This is a genomic window from Actinoallomurus acaciae (assembly GCF_042429965.1).
GTDB lineage: Bacteria > Actinomycetota > Actinomycetes > Streptosporangiales > Streptosporangiaceae > Actinoallomurus > Actinoallomurus acaciae.
In genome coordinates, this window is record NZ_JBHLZP010000006.1 from 1 (window position 1) to 18130 (window position 18130).

An 18130-nucleotide genomic window follows, 5' to 3' on the forward strand; every position below is an offset into this window, starting at 1 on the left:
GGGGTACTTCCTCGGGGGTGCCATAGCCCCTCACCCTTCCAGGTATCAGGCCCTCCACCCAACCCGGGGCGCTCCAACACCTGCTACTCCCGCAACAAATACGGCACCCACAGCTGCAACGCAGAACGGCTACCCGCCGAGCAACTCGACCAAGCTGTCGTCGACGCGCTGCTGGCCACCTACCAAAACGTCGGCCTGTTCGAAAAGGCCGTCGCCGCGGTGGCCGCACGCCGAGCCGAACGACAACAGATCGACCAAAAGGAGCTCCAGGTTGTGGAAGCAGAGATCACCGGCGCCGAAGCCGGCATCGAGCGCTACCTTCACGCCTTCGAGGCCAAGACCCTGCCCGAAGACACCTGCGGGCGCCGCGTCCGCGAACTCGCGGATAAGGTAGCCCAGCTACGCGAGCGCAAGATCGAACTGCTTGACGCCCTCGCCGACGTCCCGCAGGCACCATCCGAAGACGATCTCGCACAGGCACGAGAACGCATCCAGGAAGCGATCCAGCACGGCGCACCCGCCGTCCGCAAGACGCTCCTCCAGTTCCCTGGTCCACGAAGTCCGCGTCACCGGACGCCACCACATCCAACCAGTGTTCCGCCTCCCCAGCGCCTACATCGACGTAGGCACCAAGAAGGTTCGCGAACTGTCGGGATTGGCGCCCCCTGCAGGGCACACAGAACAGGGGAACGCTTCTGATCATCGAAGACAGAGTTGCCCTACCTGGCAGTCCCCGGCAGAGCGGCCCGCGTTGAGCGACTCGATCCGAGCGCCGGTCCGTCCGGATGAGATGGGGGTTCAGTACGGCGGGGGGACACGAACCAAACGCATATCCCTTCGTCCTCAGCAAGGCGTCCCTGCGGGGGAGCAGGTGATCGCCGATGGCGGAACAACAAGACCTCGGGTGTTCCTCCAACCGCTGCATCCGCCTCACGACCGTGATGAGCGTGGCGTTGCTTGCGGTGATCGCGGCTGTCCTGAGCTTTGGCCATATGCGCGAACTCGCGCTCTGGCATGGCGAGGCACATGACAACCCACCAGGACCTTTAACTCCCCGGCATTGTGGTCATAGTGGCGTCCATGTCCGTCCTGCTTGCCAGCAAAAAGGGCAAGCGCGGAGAATGGCTGCCCTGGGTGCTCCTCTTCATCGGGAGCTCGGCCAGTCTCGCTGCTAACGTCGCAGTCGCCGAGCCGACGGCGATCAGTCGTTTGATCGCCGCCTGGCCCTCGTTCGCCTTCGTCGGGGCCTACCATCTACTTCAGAGCCAGCTCCGCATCGGCCGAATCAGCCTGATCGCGCTGGCAGACGAATTGGAGACTCATCCCCAGGGCGGTCCGGTCGATGACGGAGCCGAGGGCACCCGGCTGTTAGACGATGCGGGAAGGGGTCTTCAACGCCAAGCGTGGGCGTGGGCGTTGGCCAATCGCTCAGAGGACGGCAGGCTGCCCGCAGGGGCAGCTATCGCGAAACGCTTCAACCGCAGTCCTCGATGGGGACGCCTGGTTAACAGCGCTGGGGACGCCGGCGCCCTGGCGCCGTCTCATAACGCAGCCACCTCTGGAGTTGGTGCCGAATGACTACAACCTGCTCGGACGAGCACGATAGGGAGAGGCTTCCGCGACTGTCGTAGGTCGTGCCTTTACGAGTCCGGACCCGCAGTATGCGTGATAGGGGAGGGTCATTCGAACCGGTCGTCATTGAAGACGCGCAATGAGCTGGTTGAGGGGTACGTTATTGATGAAACGTGTTCTTGCTATCGGATCGGCGATAGAGTTGCTTTTCCTCTGAACCTCTCTCCATGCTCTCTTCAACAGGGATATGGCGAACCGAGAGTCTCCGCCATCCTTGATTGCGAGGGCGGCGTGCAGGAGAACTTCCTCGGTACGAAGCGCGGGTAGGTCGCCGAATTGAGTGAGAATCGTAACTGCTTGGATGGCTAGCTCCACTGCAGAGCTTCGATCACCACGAATGCGCGCTATTCGACTGCGGAGGACTAGAGCTGCGATCTCGCTGCGAACCATCCCCGTTTTCTGCGTCTCGTCGATGGTATTTGCGGCAAGCCGGTCTGCATCATCCAGCCAAGATGCGTCACCGTCGGCGCGTTCGAGTAGAACCGTAGCGTAAATGTTTCTCACGATCGGTACCAGGTTGACGAGCCAGGTCTCTTCGGTCTCCGCCCAGGCTTCGTCTGCGATTCTCCGGCAGCTTTCACGGTCGCTATAGGGGCTGATCGTGAGGGCGAGTAAGATCTTGTTATATGCATGCCATCCGCTCGGACCGCCGCGATTCTCTTCTAAGGTGAGAGCATCAGTCAGAACTGCGTAAGCCTCATCCCGTGCTCCCATAGAAATTTTTAGCTGGGCCAAGTAATTTAACGCTATTGGGAGCTCTACATTAAAAGGCTGTGTGCGAAGGTGCTCGACGCAGCGGCTTAGTCGCTGTTCAGCCTCTCCGAACTCGCCGATATCGAAGTAATTGACGCCTAGCTGCATCTCCGTAAGGTTGCGAGCATGGAGGACTGCGGGGTCGAGTGAGTTCCGCAATTCGTAACTTTCCTCGAAAAGCCTTTCGGCTTCATGGAGAATCTCAAGACCAGCATTTAGATCACGTTTGGGTAGCTGACGGCCAAGTTCAGCGAGGGCGACGAAAAGTGTGACCGGATCACCGGCGGCGCGACCAACCTCAATCGAGCGTTCGAGCAGCCGAAGCGACTCTGCGAGACCCGTGGTATGCAGAGTAACCCGTCCTCGCAACAAAAGCATACGAGCGATCAGCCTCGAATCGCCGACTCGTTCGGCTGCCTGCTGGGCATCGCGCGCCAGAGTCATTACGTCGCTATCCGAAGCTCCATGCTTCGGAACTCGCCAATGGGTTTCAGTCAATATGAGCAGAAGCTCAGTTGCTTCGGCGAGCCACCGATCTTGCCGAGTCCACCGAGGGATTTTATGAAGGTCGATGATGGCGGACCGGCAAACAGATTCAGCTTCGTCGAAAGACGTGCCAATAATTGCGACTTGACGGGCTACCGTCAGGCTACGTCCTATTGCCTCCTCGAATTTTCCGGCGGCGCGATAGTGTCGAATGATGTCGAGACTTACTCTTAGTGGCGTGTCCGGATCGTCGGCCGTGAGCGATGAGAGTGTTTCGGCGATGTGAGCATGGCGCTCGCGTGCTAGCGCATGGCTCTGCCTCTCGTAAAGTATCTGTTGTAGGAGGCCATGCTCGAAGTAGTAACTGTCGGAGTAGCTGTCATCTGTCCATTCGGTTCGCTCGTTAATTTTGATCAGTCCATGCTTGCGACTAAGTTCATGGAGACGGTTGAGGATTTGGGTATGTGATAGCGACGACATGCCTTCGAGGGTAGCGGTCGTGAAAATGTCACCCTGGGTTGCACCTAGAGTGAGAAGCTCAAGTGTTTCCTTGTCGAGATTTTCGAGGCGACGGCCGATGGCGCTGCGCACCGTCCGGAAAATTGGCGTCGTGATGTCGAAATCGATCGAACGTGCCTCTGCGATAAATTGTAGGCATTGAGTAAGAAACAGCGGATGTCCGTCAGTGAGAGCTTGAAGTTCGCTTATCGCGGGTATGGCCAGCTCGGCTTCTGCCGAAAAATTCTGAAGTACGAATTTTTCGGTGGCCGACTCTGTAAGGCCCTTGAGCTCGACCTCGGTAAGAATGTCGTTGCGTTCCCATTTTTGTAGAAGATGATGCAAATCCTTTCGGCTTTGCATCTCTTCGACCGCGAGTGACAATATGAAACCGAGATGGCGGTCGGCGAGCTCATCGGTGAGGTGGTCGATGACTGCAGATGTGCTGGGATCGATTCGGTGTGCATCGTCAATAATCATTATGACGGGATGTTCGGCAGAAGACGTTGATGCCACTGCGGAGCTAACGGCCTGGATAACGCTCTCCCGATAGGGAGAGAGGCTATCTCCGGCTGTTACGCCTGCTTCGATCGCTGCAGCTGTTACTTGAGACGCCGCCTTTAGGGCCGGTCCCGCTGTAGGCACAAGCGCGAGAAGATCAGGGACGGCTTTACTCGCTGCCTTCGACGCGCGCCAGAGCCTCCTAGGGGCTTTACTGCGGAGCTGTGAGAGGGTGGACTTAATTGGTCCATATGCGTCCTCTTGGCCAATCTGGGTATTGCAGCGCGTTGCCACGATGCGTGTGCTCCGTTTCTCGGAAGCTCCTGAATGATTTTTGCGAAACTCGTTCAATAGGGCCGTCTTGCCAATACCTGCCACGCCCGACAGTAAGAGAATGCCTCCGTTTCCTGTTTGGACGCGCATATAGAATTCTTCTAGTCGTCGCATCTCATCGCGGCGATTTACGAAGCTCTTATTCATGAAGCCGTCCCTTTTGGTGTGTAAGGTCGAGGATCGAATATTCACTTATAGTGAGCTTGGCACCCGACCCAGCCCTGAAACATCTCGTTCGCGATGGCATGAACGTGCTCCTTGAGGAGTGTTTGTCTCGAACGACAGTGACCACTCAGAGATGATCATGTTGGTATAGAGGAGTTGCTTGCGTGTTTTGGGATCATCTGGCGGTGGGACCGGTCCCCAGCACTCGTCGAGGTCGGGATCGTCCATCGCCATCTTCAGAAGGTCGCTGACGGCCTGGCGTCGGGTCTCCTGGCAGGCAAGTTTCGCTTCGCGTGCCTGGCAGCTCAGCGTCAAGACAATGCCGACCAGCGCCAGCACCGAGATGATCGCGGATGCCGCGCCATAGATCTGGCCGATGAAGCTCAGCCGCTCCCACTTCCCGGTAGCGCCGTGGAAGATCCCCAGAGCGACCGGCGAGATGCCGATCAAAGCAACGGCCGCTACGGCGATGAGCAGCAAGAGGGCCGTAGTCAGTGCACCGTTACGGTGACCGGCTCTCCGAGACATGCCGCTTCGTCACACCTTGATCCGTTACCGAACCTGGGGGATCAGCGGTGTGATCTCGCGGGCGAAGTAGCGGGCGAGTGGCTCTGCCGGTTCCCATAGTTCGGCGATCTCATCGATGGCCTGGCGGACGATCTGCGGGTCCTCGATACGCCGAGCGCCGCACGCTCTCCACTCCTCGTCGTAGCTGACGTGATAGAGCGCGTGCTCGTCGGCGAGGATTTCGGGAAGCGGGGCATCATGCTCAAGGTCGCGGATCTGTTCGGCGTCCAGGACGCGGATCGCGGTGTCTTCCTCGTCGAGGATCTTGAACCACTGCATCTCCCACAGTAGGTATGGGGTCACCGGCCGTTCAACGATCCGGAGCCGGCGAAGTTCGCTGCCGTGCCGGGCGTACTTGGCCGTCTCGGCCTGCGCCTCGCCGCGTTCACTTTCGAACACCGCTAGCACCTTCGGCCAGTCACCAGCGTTGAACGCCTGCCAGCTGGGATCGTCGTCGGGTTCGTGGAAGTACTGCGAACGCTCCAGCTTCCAGATCGGCCCGGTCAGGTGGTCGCTCTCCTCGCGCCGCAACGCGTGGTAGGTCTCGATGTTGAGCGTCTTGCCCGGGAGCTCTCGTATCCGGTCAAGCATCCGCGATGTCCGGCTTGGCCGCGCTCAGCATGTTCCCCGGGATGACGACAAGCCGTTCGCCATCACCGATCCGAAGATCTTCGGGCAACCGGTCGGCGAAGGTGGCGGTCACGTGACGGCCCACGATCGCTATGTCGCCGTTATCCAGCTTCCAGATGTCCGGGGAGTCGTTGGTGGTACGGCTGTTCCCTAACTCGGCCGCCGTCTTGCCAAGCCGCCGTCTGAACTGAGCGTCCGGATCCACTTCCCACGGTCGCGACATGCCACAGCTCCCTCTACGAGGACGGGTCTCCAGCACGGTCGCACGTGCTCAAGGAGGGTCTCAAGTCTCTCGGCAGATCCATTGCCCAACCGCTGGTGAGGTCGGCGCAGGCAACAAGTGAGGGATCCCATGCGCGGGAGAGCAGTTTTATCGTCGGTACTCCCGGCCAGCCTCGCAGCGAACGCCCCGGTCGCGGATCCAGCGGCGGTCAGCCGGCTGATCGCCGCCTGGCCGTCGTTCGCGTTCGCTGGGGCGTACCACCTGCTTCAGACCCGACAGACACGAGCCTCTGGTGACGCCACGGGTATGGAGATCGTGATAGCCGCTCGCTGCCGCCGTCCAGGTCAAGCCAGAACCTCACCGCCGCACGGGCCGACGCCAAGGCCGCCTGGCGAGCTCGCACCGAAGCCGCCCAGCCAGGCTTCGCCGTTCGCCAGGGATTACAGGCGGCGCTAGGCGGGTCTGGACTGTTATGTCTTCGACTTGCGCTTTGGCTTCTCGGTCATCCGCCCTTGGCTTGCAGCCCTGGCAGACGAGCTAGGCGCTCAGCAGCGGCGTCGTCGCCTTGGTCGGCGAGGGCACGGCACAGGAGAGTGGTCTGCTCCACATGGGAGTAGGCCGACCAACCGCTCGGGTAGCGTCCAAGGCGTTCTGGTCGGCACGGTCGCAGAGCAGGACGATGGCCTTCTGTACGCGGCTGCTGTTGGCATCACGACCCCCGCACACGCGGATAACACGAATGGCACAGAACGCCCTCGGCCCGTGGCTTGGCGCCACGGGTTGTCACTCGTTTGAGGGCCTTGTATGACTTCGCTGGGCTCGCCGGGCGCTCTTCTGGCACTGCTTGTCATGGCAGTACTTCCGAGGCCGGCCGCGGCGTTCGGTCGGGTTGGGGGGAAACGTACGCCCACATTGTTGGCAGGTGAGCAGGTCCTCCTCGCGGACGTCGGTGAATCGGGTTCCCTCGACGAGCGCGACAATCTCCTCGGGGTCTTGACCATCCAGTGCGACGCGAAGCCGCTCGAGAGCTCTGTCCCGGAGCTGATCGATTCGCGTCTCGGACACACCTTCCATGTCCGCGAGCTCCCGGCGCGTGGGGACCTTTCCGCCGACGAATCCGAAGTGGCGTAGGAGAATCCGCGCGTCCCGCTCAAGCAAGTTCTCCTCGAGGAAGTTCTGGACCTTTTCGACTTCAGGTCTGATGGCTCGCTGCGCGGTCGGATCGCTCCAGCCGATCCGGCCCGCATGCCGTCGGCTCATGCCTCCTCCCCTCGCGTCCGCCCGATCCCATTGTCAGCCTGCACAGGGCCATCGGGTCCGTCGGGCGGTTCGACGCGGGTGCCGATTCTGCCGCCCAGCAGAGTGGCGATGGTATCGATCGGCTGCAGGAGACCATGAGCCAAGGTGATGAGCAGCGGCCTCAGCTCGGGAAGCACCCGCGGGATGTCGGTGCCGTCGGTCTTATCGATCAACCTCGTGACCAGTACGTACATAAGAGTGACGCATACGATCAGAAGGGTTCCCAGCCACGCGGTGACGATCAAGGCCAGCTGAGCGGTCGAGGTGGAAATCATGGGGTTCTCCTGAGACGCAGAAAGGCCCCGCGCGAGCGCGAGGCCTTTCAGAGGGATGAAGATGTGCCGGACATGGCAAAGGTCCCCGATCCGAATTTGGATCAAGGACCTCGTCGGCGGTTGGGCACACTCCTGCCCCACCGGGGCTTGTAGCCTAGTGAATTCCAGCCGGTCCCGCAAGAGCTACCGACTGGCTGATGACTCCCGTCCCTTATCCTGAGCAGGCGACGGACCGGTGCGCCGCACCAAACCTCGATGGAAGATCGCTCAGAATGTTCAGTGTCTGAATATTCCGCGTCGAGAGGATCGCTGCGAGGTCTAGCTGGACAGGGCGAGTCCTCCTTCGGCGCCACACAGTACGCACCCGGCGGCGTTGACGACCTCGGCTTGGCCCGGCTCCAAGGGAATGTCGATCGCGCACAGCACCGCGGCGATCAAATCGTCGACGTGGGTCCAGGTGCGGACGGCATCGCCGTCGCCGAACAGCGGCATCGGCTCGCCGGTCTGAGCGGAGCGGAACATGCGCGGCACGACCATGGCCGGCTTCACACGCGGCCCGAAGGCGGTGAAGAACCGCAGCACTATCCGCCGCGCCGAGTTGGACTGCTGGCTCGCCGGTCTTGGGGAGGGGCGAGCGTGAGCGACGCCCAGAACTCCGCCGCGCCAGGTCGGCGCGGAACGCCGGGCAGCAGGGGAACAACGCGAGATGTCCGACGGCCATGGAAGATCGGTAAGGCGAAGAGCAAGACCAAGCCGCACATGGTGCGATGGGTCGTCGCGGGAGGCGTTTTCACCAGCACATTCGCACGTGGTCGTCGGCTGGTGGCGTTCTTCGCCGTGTTGTACTACGCCGGGCTCCGGCCGGCCGAGGCCGTCGCGCTCCGTGAGATCGACTGCCAACTTCCCGACAAGGGATGGGGGCGACTCATCCTGGCCAAGACGCTGCCGATCACCACCAAGAAGTGGACCGACAGTGGCAACCGGCACGATCCTCGTGGACTTAAGCAGCGCGATGCTAACGCCGTGCGGAATGCTCCTATCCCGCCTTGGCTGGTAGAGATCCTCAAGGCGCACATCAAGGAGTTCGGCGTGGCCGATGATGGCCGTCTCTTCCGAAACGAGCGCGGCGGCATCGTCGGATCTACAACATTTTCGCGCATGGGAGGAGGTGAGAAGGCTCGCCTTCACACCTGCTCAGGTCGAATCACCACTCGCTGGGCGGCCGTACGACCTTCGCCATGCTGCGCTCACCACCTGGTTGAACGCAGGCGTGAATCCCGCTGAGGTGGCTAACAGAGCCGGGAACTCCGTCGAGGTACTTCTCAAGCGATACGCAGGTTGTCTCGACAACCAGGAGGCGGCAGTAAATGGGCAGATAGAACGAGCCCTGTCTGAAAGTCCTGAGATGTCGCCTTAGGGAGACGTGCTGAAATGAGGATGAAGGAAGTGAAGAGTAGGCCACAGGCGTTTATCGCAGTGGCCTACTTTCCGGGCTCTTCGCAGTTGAGGGCGTAGTCGGGCTGCGCACGTGGCTGATCGGTCGGCGCTCACTCAGCCTTCCTCGTCGCGTTCCTCATCATCCCCGCGCCGACGGCGCGCTCGCTCGGCGATCCCGCTGGCGAGCTTGCCCTTTACCGAGCTAACCCGGTTGAGGGTCTCGTTGCCGCGGCTTCTGGCGGCATCGACGCCCTTTGCTCCTGTCTCGAGCGCCTTGCCCCTGGCCTCCGCGGCCGCGTCCGCCCATCGTCTCGTCTCCGGTGACTGGTGACCGGACTCGATCCCGAGCCGCCCGTGGAAGTCATGGCGCCGGTCGTGACATGGTTGCTCGACTGGACTACAGCCGGGGACTTGGCCGGGTGCAGCAGCACCTTCGCGTTGGCCGCGCCAGCAGCCGCATTCATCCGGGCCACCAGCCGCTCGGTGCTCCGCGAGATGTGTTCCAGCCGGTCCTGCCGGGCAACCTTCAGTCCGAGGCGATGCCCGTCCAGCTCTTCCGGAGACGCGTCCAGCGCCCGGTCGAGTTCGAGCACGGCGATCGCGTCCTGCAGTTGGAAGCAGCGAGCCAGAACGGCGAGCCACTCCCGAACCATGGACTCGGCTTCCTTGGCCGTTGTGGCGAGATCATCGATCTTGGTCTTGCGCTCCATCTTCTCCGCGAGTGAGTCGAGTTGCCGCAATGCGTACGCCTGGGTTTCTGTGATCGTCGCCGGCGCGGCCTGCACCTTCGACCACGTGACCTCGTCGACCCTGCCCCTCTTCTCTCGGATGGTCATGGTCTCCTCGATGACGAAGCCCACTCCGATCATGCGGGCCAACGCAGCGTCCTTCTGGGCGCGCGGCACGTCGTCGACCTTCTCGTCGATCGTGGCGAGATAGTCGGTGATCTCGTCCATGGTCTGTTGCATCGCAAACTGCGCCATGAGCCCCGGACCATTTGGCGATCAAATGCCACTAAGCGCAATACCTTCAAATTGCACTCAACTTCCATCATCAATCACAGCGTCAATTCCTATGGAGCTAAGTAGGCCGAGTAGCGTCTTGCCGGCAATCAATGTCACGGGAAGATCTTTCGCGGCTTCTCTAGCCTGCCTCGTGAAGGATGAGGTAGTTATAAGGAGAGCCGCCGCGGCTTCGGCAAACTCTAGACCGCTAAACACCTCGTGCACGGCGTGTGAGTCGAGTGCGTGGCGAGAATGTTTGACCTGCACTACAATGGACTTCCCGATCTGGGGATTAACCAACAGAAAGTCTATGCCGCGATCGCCGGGTCCATCCGTTGGCGTCACATCGTATCCAGAATAGATTCTATTCAGAAGATAGTGAATGAGGCGCATAAACTCATGATGAGAGATATCGAGTAGATTCGGTGAAGAGGAAGGGTCGGTAAAGATCGCCGGTAGTTCTACAGCATTCTCAACCTCGGGCAATTCGCTGAGCGTCTCGTCGGAGCCTGTCGACGCCAGATGAGTCTTAGCGTCCGCCATGAAATCTCTGAGGGTTATGAGCTCAAGATCTTCTCCGGTAAGGTCTCGTAGTTCCTGAGCCAGTTCGGGCCGTGGACCTCGAGTGGTGTCCCCGGGCGTCCGGGTGAGGCGGCGCAGCAGCACGTCGGATCGGACAACTGCGATCGAGTCCGGGAGTGCCGAGGTCAGGATCCGGTCAGATGAGACGACCACGACGGGGCGTTCTGCGGGCTCCGCCCGGGCGAGTCGCTCGATCAGTTCCTCGACGGACCTGCCAGGCTCGTTGAACAGCACCCTTACCCCGCGCGGTGCGACGACCGCCACGGGCGTCAACTCCCCGCCCTCGAAAACACAGGTGACCTCCGCACCGGTCTCTTCCGCCAGACGTCCAAGACCGGTCACCACACGCCCGTGCCGATCGTCGGAGGGTAGAGGGTTGTCCCGGTGATGGGCCACATTGCTGCCGTCGACGATGAGGTGGACATCGGGCCGGCGCAGAAGCACCACGAGATGGTCATCGTCCTCCGCGGGTGGCCGGACGAGGCGTAGTTCGTCACCATCGCGGATCCCCGCATCGTGCAGCGTCTGGTCCGGGTCGAGCCGATGGGGCGTCCCCCGCGGGCCGTCCCGTTCCAGCACCAGGTCGCGCGGTTCATCCGGCGTGGGGTACTGGTCGGCGAGCGCCTTGGCGATTTCCCGGATCTGTGTGGTATTCGGCACGCCGCGCAGCTCGAACGTCTGGCCGTCGGTGTGCCGAACCAGCAGACTTTCCAGCGCCGCGGGACGGAAGGCGTATCGCCGCAACTGGAGCCGTACCTCGCCCCATCCACTCGTCACCTCCCCAACCGAATGGACCTTCTCCAGAGAGGGCGGACCACCGATCAGCACCGCGCACGTCTGGGGGGAGGTCGCCAATATTTCGGCGCCGGGGTCGATCCGGGCGCGCACCAACCGCAGGAAGTCGTCGTGGCGATCGCTGCCGACCAGCGTGAGGACCTCGTACGACGATGGCTCGACCTCCCGAAGGGCCCTGGTGATGCGTAGCAGCTCGACATTTCCCGGATAGAAGTGACTCGCCGTTTCCGCGAGCTGAGCAAGGCCACCGGGGACGGCTCCAAGAGCGAAATCTGCCGCGATCGACTCCCAGAACTCGGTTGGATCCTGCATGGTCGGTATGCGGTGGGAGGGGAAGCCGACGTCCGCCAGGATGGATGAGGCGCTCGTCCGCTGGCCGAAGAGCTCGGCTAGGACTTTCGCGAGATCTTCCTGGAGCTGCTCCAGGCTCGGAACCGAGAACCAGGCATGATTGGAGACGTCTTCGCTGGGCCCACTGATCTGCGCGCTACGGAAGGTCCACGGTCGGAGCCGTCGGAATTCATCGATCAGATCCTGGAAGAGATCGTCAGTCACGATGACGGCGACGCCGTCCTCCAGTTCCTCGGCCGCGCGCAGCGTGAAGGAGCTGAGCAGCCGCAGGAGCACTGACGGCGTCGCCCGTGCGGGCCCCGCGACGCCGCTATCGAGCGCGACGCAGAGCCGGAGCCCGGCCAGGGAGGAAGCGCGCCGCAACTCGATCAGAAACGCGGGAACCGATCGGACCGAATCCGGACGCAGAACGCAGAACGCTCCGTTCGGTCCGGGATCCCCGATGGAGCAGTCGCCGGCCCTGAAGCCCGCCACGGTGAGCAAGTCCGTGATCAACATGGACACTCTGCGATCGGGGACGGTGTCGATGGGCTCGATCGCGATGTAGACGTACTGCGGACTCGAATCCGTTTCGTCCGGACGCGGGCCGCTTTGCTCCCCGCCCGCTCGGCGGGCGACCGGGATCGGTGCGAGGAGCGAGCGGGTCGCCGTCGGGGTGGCGTCCGGCGGTTCCGTCCGCACGCGTACCGGGAGTTCGGACGTGTGGATCACGACGCCGCGCGGCGTGAGGATGCTGAGCCAGAGGGAGTGGTCCCCGGTCGTCTCATCGGGCGTGACGAGGAACTCGGCGGGACCGTACGAGCCGCCGAAACGGTGGACCAGGACGGTGGCGTCATTCACGGCCACCGTCGAAAGGTCGCCCGCCCCGTCGAGCATGCAGGTGAAGGCGAACTCTTCCTCGTCGTACGGCCATTCCTCGATAGGGCCGGCGAGGCGGAGATCGACGGCCACGAGGTGCGGGCGTCCGAGCGTCATGACGCGAGGCCGCGTCACGACCGGCTCAAGCGACAGCGTGATCTCGGTGCCGGGAGTCATCGCGCCCCCTTGGCCGTGTCAGGGAGGACCTGCGTGCGCGGGCTCCCGTAACAGACATACATGAATCGGTACAGCAGCGTAAGGAGCTTCTTGTTGGCTGCGGTGCCGGTGACTGCGGCGAGGTCGACCGGCGCCAGGCTCGCGGCCTCGGCCCGCAGATCGCGGACGGCCTGCGCCACCGACAGTCCCGGGGTGTCACGAAGGCGCCGGAGCAGTTCACCGGCCATCTCGTGGGCTAGGCGGTCACCCACGCCGCCGTTCGTCGCGAGCACCCCGGCCGCGCCCGATCGCAGGAAGACCTCCGCGAATCCGCGCAGCACCCGGTCGTTGATCCACTTCGTGTCATAGCCCAGAGAGCCCGAGTGACAGGCGTTGAGGAAGACGAACGTGGCCGACGGTTTCAGCCGCAGGAACCTCATCGGATCAACGTGCATGAGCGGCAGGCTGCCCAGGGTGCACTCGGACACCTGCTCGCCGAACTCCCCATGCGCGGCGACATACACCAGGGCCAGGGCATCGCCGTCGGTCCTGAGCGCCTTGGTCAGCTCGTACATGCTGCCGCTGGGCTCGACCTGGTAGCCGCTGAGCAGCGACAGGTCGTGGTCCATCGCCCCATCGATGTACGTGGCCACCGGCCCGGTGCAGGTGTGCGCGGAGCGATAGTCGCGTACGGCCTCGGGCCAGGAGGTGCGGATGGACAGCCACCGGGTGGTGGTCACGATGCCGCCCAGCCAGCCTTCGTAGCGGCCGGAGTTGTTTTCCAGCCAGAACAGTTCCCAGGGGATGCGGTATCCCGTGTCATCCCAGATCACCAGCTGGAGCCGGTCCCCGTGGGCGGCCAGGCGTCGATCCAGCCATCGGATCAGCCAGGTCTTCGTCCGTGACCACATCTGCATGAGACTCAGCACGTCCGCGGGCAGCTCACCGTCTCCGGACACCAGGGACCCGAGCTCCAGCCGGGGACGGCCGTACACCTCCGGAAAATCGGTGGCATCGCCGCAGCAGCAGACACCGCGCAGCCGGAAAGCGGGGCTCCCGTCGTCCTGGCGTACCGGAATGACCGTGAGAAGGGCCATGCCTTCCGGCAGGCCCGCGCCGAGGTTGGCCTCGATGACGTCGAGCACCATCGGATCACCGGCATCGCGGGTATCTGGTACCGAATCGGGCGTGTCGCGGGCCTCCGGCGCCGGGCGGCTCCGGGTCACCGGGGGCCGCATCCGTCCCGCGCCGCCCGGAGCGCGCCGGGCGCCTCCGAGCACGGCGCCCAGGAACCGGCGGCGGTTCTCGGGGATCACCCGTCCTCCCCTGCGCCGCCGGTGATGACGGAACCGCCGAGTGCGTCCGCCAGCATCGCCGTGAGGTGGGCGCCGGGACGAGAGCCGGGACCGACGACGACGCTGTGCACCCGGTGCAGCGTGCCGATCTGGCAGGCCACACGGAGGGCGTCCTCGACGCCTTCGGCGGCGACGCGTTCCGGCAGGCGCCTCGACCGGCTGGCCGCGAGCGGGATGTTGGCACGGCCGTCGGTGACGACGAGCAGTACCGCCTCGGTGACGGGTGCGTCTCCCTGCTGGGTGTCATGGCGCAGCAGACGTGCGGCGAGGCTGAGGCCGTGGGCGAGCGGCGTGGCCCGTCCGGGGCGGCGTTCCAGGGCCGCGGCCACCCGGGGATCGAGCAGTCCGCGTGCGGAGAACCCCCATGCGCACAACTCGTCGGGTGCGTCGGCCGCGCCCACTTCGACCACGCCCACCGACGCGCGGGCGGCGTACGCCCACCGCAGATACGGCGTCAGTGCGTCGTACCAGTCCCACCTGCGGTGGCAGGTGTGGTCGAGCACCAGGACGAGCAGATGCGCCGGTCGTGGTCCTCGCAGGTGGCTGCGCAGGTCCGCCGCTTCGACGTGAAGCGGGTGGCCGAGCCGGAAGTGCTGCCGTCCGCAGCGGACCGCCTGGAACCTCGCCGACTCCAGCAGGCTCGCGGTCACGGCGATGTCGCGGAGCTCACGTGCCGGCCGTGTTCCGACGGGCTGGCCACGCGGCGGTCCGCCGCCCATCCGCTGGCGGGCGCCGAAGCGGAGCGGGTCGGGGTCGTACTCGGGATCGGCATGATCCTCGGGATAGGGGTACCCGCGTTCTTTGGCGTCCGGGAGCGGACCGGCCCGCAGCGGCGCGGATTCTCCTTCGGGCACCTCGATCCGGCGTACGTCCTGCTGGACCTCCCCGTCGCCGGGCTCGTCAACGCCGCGTACGAGCGGTTCAACGGGCGAGGTAGCAGGGGCGTCCGTGGCGGCCGGCGGGGTGAGCCCGATCAGGCGCGCCGCGGCATCGACGTGCTCGTGCTCGACGACGGTGTCATCGTCCAGCGCGGCCAGCGCGCGGGCGATGCGGGCGAGCGCCAGCTCACGCCGCATGCCCGCGGCGCCCAGCGGAACGCGTTCCACGACGTCCTCGGCCGCCGCTTTCGACAGACCGGCCAACCGACCCGTCCGCACGGCCGTTACCCAGCGTGGATCCGGCGGGTCGAGCAGGGGCGCGGCGTCCGGGCCCGTCCCACGGCGCACGCCCAGGCCGTCCGCGTCGATACGGACCGCGAACCGATCGAGCAGGTGCGGCGAGACCCTCCCCACCTCGTCGCGCCGGCAGCAGGCGATCCAGTAGTCCTCGGGGCGCCAGCGCACCTGCAGGCCGGTCCGTTCGAGATGGACCACGTCCGCCCCAATCATGGTCACGGCGGCTCGGGCGCCGGCGAGTCCGAGCCGGGTGAGATCGGGCACGACGACCAGGCCCGGCGGCCGGCCGGCGCCGACGAGCGGACCATGCTCCAGCCGAAAACCAGCCGCTCCGGCGAGTTCGGGGCGGACCCGCGTCCACAGGTCGTCGTCGGTCGTCGTGGCGCCCAGCACGCTGACCGAGGGTGACGCCCCGATCAGATCGCACAGCCAGCGCGTCAACGGCAGGAGGAGATCCGGGTCGAGGTCGAACATGAGGATCCCGGCGAGCCGGCGATCGAGCGCCGCACAGGCCAGTGCCGTGGCCACCCGCTCGCGGACGTGCATCAACTATCCTCCGCGAGCACCTTGTCGAGGGTCGCCGCGTCCTCGTCGGTCCAGGCGATGCCCTCGCCGTACACCGCCTCGCGCCTGCGATGCATGATCGCGAGCGGTGTGACCGCCCGTACATCCTCCGGCGTCGGCTCCGTCCGTCGTTCCAGGGCCGCCGTCGCCCTCGCGGCCTGCGCCATGACGATCTCGCCCCGGTGGCCCGCCACCTGGAACTCTGCGGCGATCCGTGCGCACAGGGTGACGGCGTCGTCACCAAGACGCACGTCGGCGACGGCATCGCGGGCCTCCCGGATCCTGTCCCGCCGCTCGCCGTCGAGTGCGGCACCGCGGTCGAGCCATTCCGAGGTCGGCCGGGCGCGCTCCTCGTCGAAGCGCAGGACGGTCCGCAGGATCTCGCGGCGTACCCGCGGATCCGACTCTGCGGTCACCGGCACCAGCAGCCCGAACCGGTCGAGGAGCTGGGGGCGCAGCGTCCCCTCCTCGGGGTTCATGGTCCCGACCAGCGTGAACGACAGAGGGATGTCCGACCGGTCGAGTCCCTCTCGCTGCACCGCCAGCAGGCCCGTCGAGACCACGTCGAGGATCAGGTTGACGATGTGGTCGTCCAGCAGGTTGACCTCGTCGATGTAGAGCACGCCCTGCTCATTCGCGTGTTCGAGCAGCCCGGGCTGAGGCTCGGTCCTTCCCGCCATCAGGGCGTCGATCCGCCAGCCGCCGACGACCCGGTCATCCGTCGCGTTGATCGGCAACGTCACCGGCAACTCGCCGTACATCATCCGGGCGAACGCGCGTACCGTCGTGGACTTCGCGGTGCCCCGCTCGCCACTGACCAAGACCCCGCCGACCGACGGCGCGACGTAGGCGATCTCGAGGGCGCGGCGGAGCGTGTCCTGCCCGAGCACGTAGCTGTACGGGAGGAGCGGGACGGTGCCGGCCTCAGCCATTCCCGCCGCCGTTCCAGCGCATCGTGACCTGCAACTGCGCGCCGCTGGTGGACTCCACGATGGCGGCGCCGAACTTGGCGTCCAGCTTCACCGCGAACTGCACCTCCAACTCGTCGGGCCGCGTCTGCGCCGGCATCTCATCGAGCTTCTGCTTCACCTGTGTCGCGGATGACCGTATGAGGTCGATGGCCTCGGAGAACAGCGGTTGCGCCAGCTTCACGACCTTTTCCCGCGCGCTGCGGATCGTCTCGTCGCCGTAGACGTCCGACACCGCCGCACGAGGTGCATCCGTGAGTTGGACCTGGATCGGATCGGTTCCATCCTCGGTCTCTACCACCACGACGACCATCCGCAGTCCCTTCCGAGCTCGTGAACGACATGCCCAGTCTGCAAGGGAACTGGGAAATTGTCCCGGCTCTTCGCCTATCACGATTGGCGGTGGTCGCGATCGCCGGCAGCACCGACCCACCCGGGTCGGTGAGGATCGCAACTGGAACGCCTTCACCGCGGCGGCAGGCTCCGGCCCGTGCAACACCGGTCCTCTTAGGCGGGTGAGGATCGCAACGACCAGGGCAACGGCAACCGCATGAGCACGACCGAGAAAGTAGCGTCGGATTCGAGGATCAGCCGAATATCCCGCGCGTGTCCTTCAAATCGTTACGAGGGCCCGACATCGGCGCCCGGCCGCACGTACAACCACTCTCCGCCTACTAGACGCATAGTGATGTCTTGAGCCCCGGGTTGAACAGAAGAGATGAGGCAGATATCCGCGCTGGTGAGGGCGTTAATTACTTTCTGGGCCAGCTTCGCGCGCTCATCGCCCAGTCCGTCGGAGTCAGGGAACAGCACCAGTCGCAGGTCAAACCCATGAAGGAGCTGCAATAGTGCATCGACAGTGTCAGGTTGAATGCCAGCATTGGTCAACACTTGGAGGGCTTTGACACGCAGGTCCGCGGCAGTCTTCTTGTCGACCTCGTGGGCAGCGGCGCAAACGGCCTCGCACAAGTCGTAGGCGGCCTCAAGTGCAACCCTCACGTGGATTGTATACGGCCCAAGTGTGACGGTGTCAGCACCAGGGTCGTAGCCGAAGGCCGAGAAAACGCGAGCGATATCGCGTAGGGGCTCACCGGCATCCCGACGATCCTTCTGTGGGCCGTATCCTTGGCCGCGCGACCATGCATCGAAGTGTGTGAGCGCGTTGCGCATGTGCCTGAGACCGGGCAACGAGCCGTCGAAGCGCTGACGGGCGGCCGTGAGGGCCTGGCCAACTGCTGGGTCCACGTCCAGGTCACGAAGGGCGGCTTGTTCGAGCTGCTCCGCAGTGAGAAGCTGACGCAACGCGAGGATAAGTAGACGAGCGTCGACCTGCTCCGCGTTGAAGGGGTGTGTCCAGCGCTCCTCGCCTTCCCGCATACGGAAGACGGTCAGCTCAACCGCGTGCAGCCACCACTGCGCCTCCGATACGGCGATGGCGTAGGGGCTGTCAGCGGGTGACCAGTCATCGAGCGAGGAAGTGGTCATAGACGAATCTTGTGGGATCAAGAGTGGCGGCGCGAGCG

19 protein-coding genes are annotated in these 18130 nt (G+C 64.2%); 3 read left to right on the forward strand and 16 right to left on the reverse strand.

What is annotated here, in order from left to right:
• Positions 1–129: 129 nt before the first annotated feature.
• Both ACFFNX_RS02110 and ACFFNX_RS02115 read right to left on the reverse strand, forming a co-directional pair.
• The gene (locus ACFFNX_RS02110) at positions 130–324 is read right to left on the reverse strand and encodes a hypothetical protein (protein ID WP_378194152.1); all 195 of its coding nucleotides are present in this window, start codon (positions 322–324) and stop codon (positions 130–132) included.
• A gap of 75 nt (positions 325–399) precedes the next feature.
• Entirely contained in the window at positions 400–570 is a 171-nt protein-coding gene (locus ACFFNX_RS02115; RefSeq protein ID WP_378194155.1) for a hypothetical protein, read from the reverse strand.
• A 371-nt stretch (positions 571–941) separates the two neighbouring features.
• On the opposite strand from ACFFNX_RS02115, the gene ACFFNX_RS02120 reads away from it, so the two are divergent.
• Positions 942–1175: a hypothetical protein gene (locus ACFFNX_RS02120; RefSeq protein ID WP_378194278.1), complete on the forward strand. Its 234-nt coding sequence runs from the start codon at positions 942–944 to the stop codon at positions 1173–1175.
• Positions 1081–1578, forward strand: coding sequence for a hypothetical protein (locus ACFFNX_RS02125; protein WP_378194286.1), 498 nt, complete (start codon positions 1081–1083; stop codon positions 1576–1578). Before ACFFNX_RS02120 ends, ACFFNX_RS02125 begins: the two co-directional genes overlap by 95 nt.
• A 117-nt stretch (positions 1579–1695) precedes the next feature.
• On the opposite strand, the gene ACFFNX_RS02130 is transcribed toward ACFFNX_RS02125, so the two are convergent.
• The 7 genes from ACFFNX_RS02130 to ACFFNX_RS02160 form a co-directional block, all read right to left on the reverse strand.
• A complete protein-coding gene (locus tag ACFFNX_RS02130; RefSeq protein WP_378194158.1) occupies positions 1696–4350 on the reverse strand; it encodes an ATP-binding protein in 2655 nt (884 codons plus the stop codon).
• 45 nt (positions 4351–4395) lie between these two features.
• Complete coding sequence (locus tag ACFFNX_RS02135; protein ID WP_378194161.1) at positions 4396–4848, reverse strand: DUF6082 family protein; 453 nt, start codon at positions 4846–4848, stop codon at positions 4396–4398.
• Positions 4849–4920: 72 nt separating this feature from the next.
• Complete coding sequence (locus ACFFNX_RS02140) at positions 4921–5526, reverse strand: DUF6879 family protein (protein ID WP_378194163.1); 606 nt, start codon at positions 5524–5526, stop codon at positions 4921–4923.
• The gene (locus ACFFNX_RS02145) at positions 5519–5788 is read right to left on the reverse strand and encodes a hypothetical protein (RefSeq protein WP_378194166.1); all 270 of its coding nucleotides are present in this window, start codon (positions 5786–5788) and stop codon (positions 5519–5521) included. The genes ACFFNX_RS02140 and ACFFNX_RS02145 overlap by 8 nt, the downstream gene beginning before the upstream one ends.
• 783 nt (positions 5789–6571) lie before the next feature.
• Positions 6572–7048, reverse strand: coding sequence for a hypothetical protein (locus tag ACFFNX_RS02150; RefSeq protein ID WP_378194169.1), 477 nt, complete (start codon positions 7046–7048; stop codon positions 6572–6574).
• Positions 7045–7362 carry a hypothetical protein gene (locus ACFFNX_RS02155; RefSeq protein ID WP_378194171.1) on the reverse strand — a complete coding sequence of 106 codons (318 nt, stop codon included), beginning with the start codon at positions 7360–7362 and terminating at the stop codon, positions 7045–7047. The genes ACFFNX_RS02150 and ACFFNX_RS02155 overlap by 4 nt, the downstream gene beginning before the upstream one ends.
• A 318-nt stretch (positions 7363–7680) precedes the next feature.
• Positions 7681–8070 (reverse strand): NAD-dependent epimerase/dehydratase family protein, encoded by a 390-nt coding sequence (locus ACFFNX_RS02160; RefSeq protein ID WP_378194281.1) that lies wholly within the window; start codon positions 8068–8070, stop codon positions 7681–7683.
• On the opposite strand from ACFFNX_RS02160, the gene ACFFNX_RS02165 reads away from it, so the two are divergent.
• Positions 7999–8646, forward strand: coding sequence for a site-specific integrase (locus ACFFNX_RS02165; RefSeq protein WP_378194289.1), 648 nt, complete (start codon positions 7999–8001; stop codon positions 8644–8646). The two genes, ACFFNX_RS02160 and ACFFNX_RS02165, sit on opposite strands and share 72 nt — an antisense overlap.
• A gap of 347 nt (positions 8647–8993) precedes the next feature.
• On the opposite strand, the gene ACFFNX_RS02170 is transcribed toward ACFFNX_RS02165, so the two are convergent.
• The 7 genes from ACFFNX_RS02170 to ACFFNX_RS02200 form a co-directional block, all read right to left on the reverse strand.
• Positions 8994–9755, reverse strand: a complete 762-nt coding sequence (locus ACFFNX_RS02170) for a hypothetical protein (protein ID WP_378194174.1) — start codon at positions 9753–9755, stop codon at positions 8994–8996.
• Between the two features lie 84 nt (positions 9756–9839).
• A complete protein-coding gene (locus ACFFNX_RS02175; protein WP_378194177.1) occupies positions 9840–12566 on the reverse strand; it encodes a restriction endonuclease in 2727 nt (908 codons plus the stop codon).
• Positions 12563–13861: a CHAT domain-containing protein gene (locus ACFFNX_RS02180; RefSeq protein WP_378194180.1), complete on the reverse strand. Its 1299-nt coding sequence runs from the start codon at positions 13859–13861 to the stop codon at positions 12563–12565. Before ACFFNX_RS02180 ends, ACFFNX_RS02175 begins: the two co-directional genes overlap by 4 nt.
• Positions 13858–15621 (reverse strand): hypothetical protein, encoded by a 1764-nt coding sequence (locus ACFFNX_RS02185; protein ID WP_378194182.1) that lies wholly within the window; start codon positions 15619–15621, stop codon positions 13858–13860. Before ACFFNX_RS02185 ends, ACFFNX_RS02180 begins: the two co-directional genes overlap by 4 nt.
• Positions 15621–16571 (reverse strand): AAA family ATPase, encoded by a 951-nt coding sequence (locus ACFFNX_RS02190; RefSeq protein WP_378194185.1) that lies wholly within the window; start codon positions 16569–16571, stop codon positions 15621–15623. Before ACFFNX_RS02190 ends, ACFFNX_RS02185 begins: the two co-directional genes overlap by 1 nt.
• Positions 16564–16920: a CU044_2847 family protein gene (locus tag ACFFNX_RS02195; RefSeq protein ID WP_378194188.1), complete on the reverse strand. Its 357-nt coding sequence runs from the start codon at positions 16918–16920 to the stop codon at positions 16564–16566. The genes ACFFNX_RS02190 and ACFFNX_RS02195 overlap by 8 nt, the downstream gene beginning before the upstream one ends.
• Positions 16921–17228: 308 nt before the next feature.
• The gene (locus ACFFNX_RS02200; protein ID WP_378194190.1) at positions 17229–18092 is read right to left on the reverse strand and encodes a hypothetical protein; all 864 of its coding nucleotides are present in this window, start codon (positions 18090–18092) and stop codon (positions 17229–17231) included.
• Positions 18093–18130: the final 38 nt, after the last annotated feature.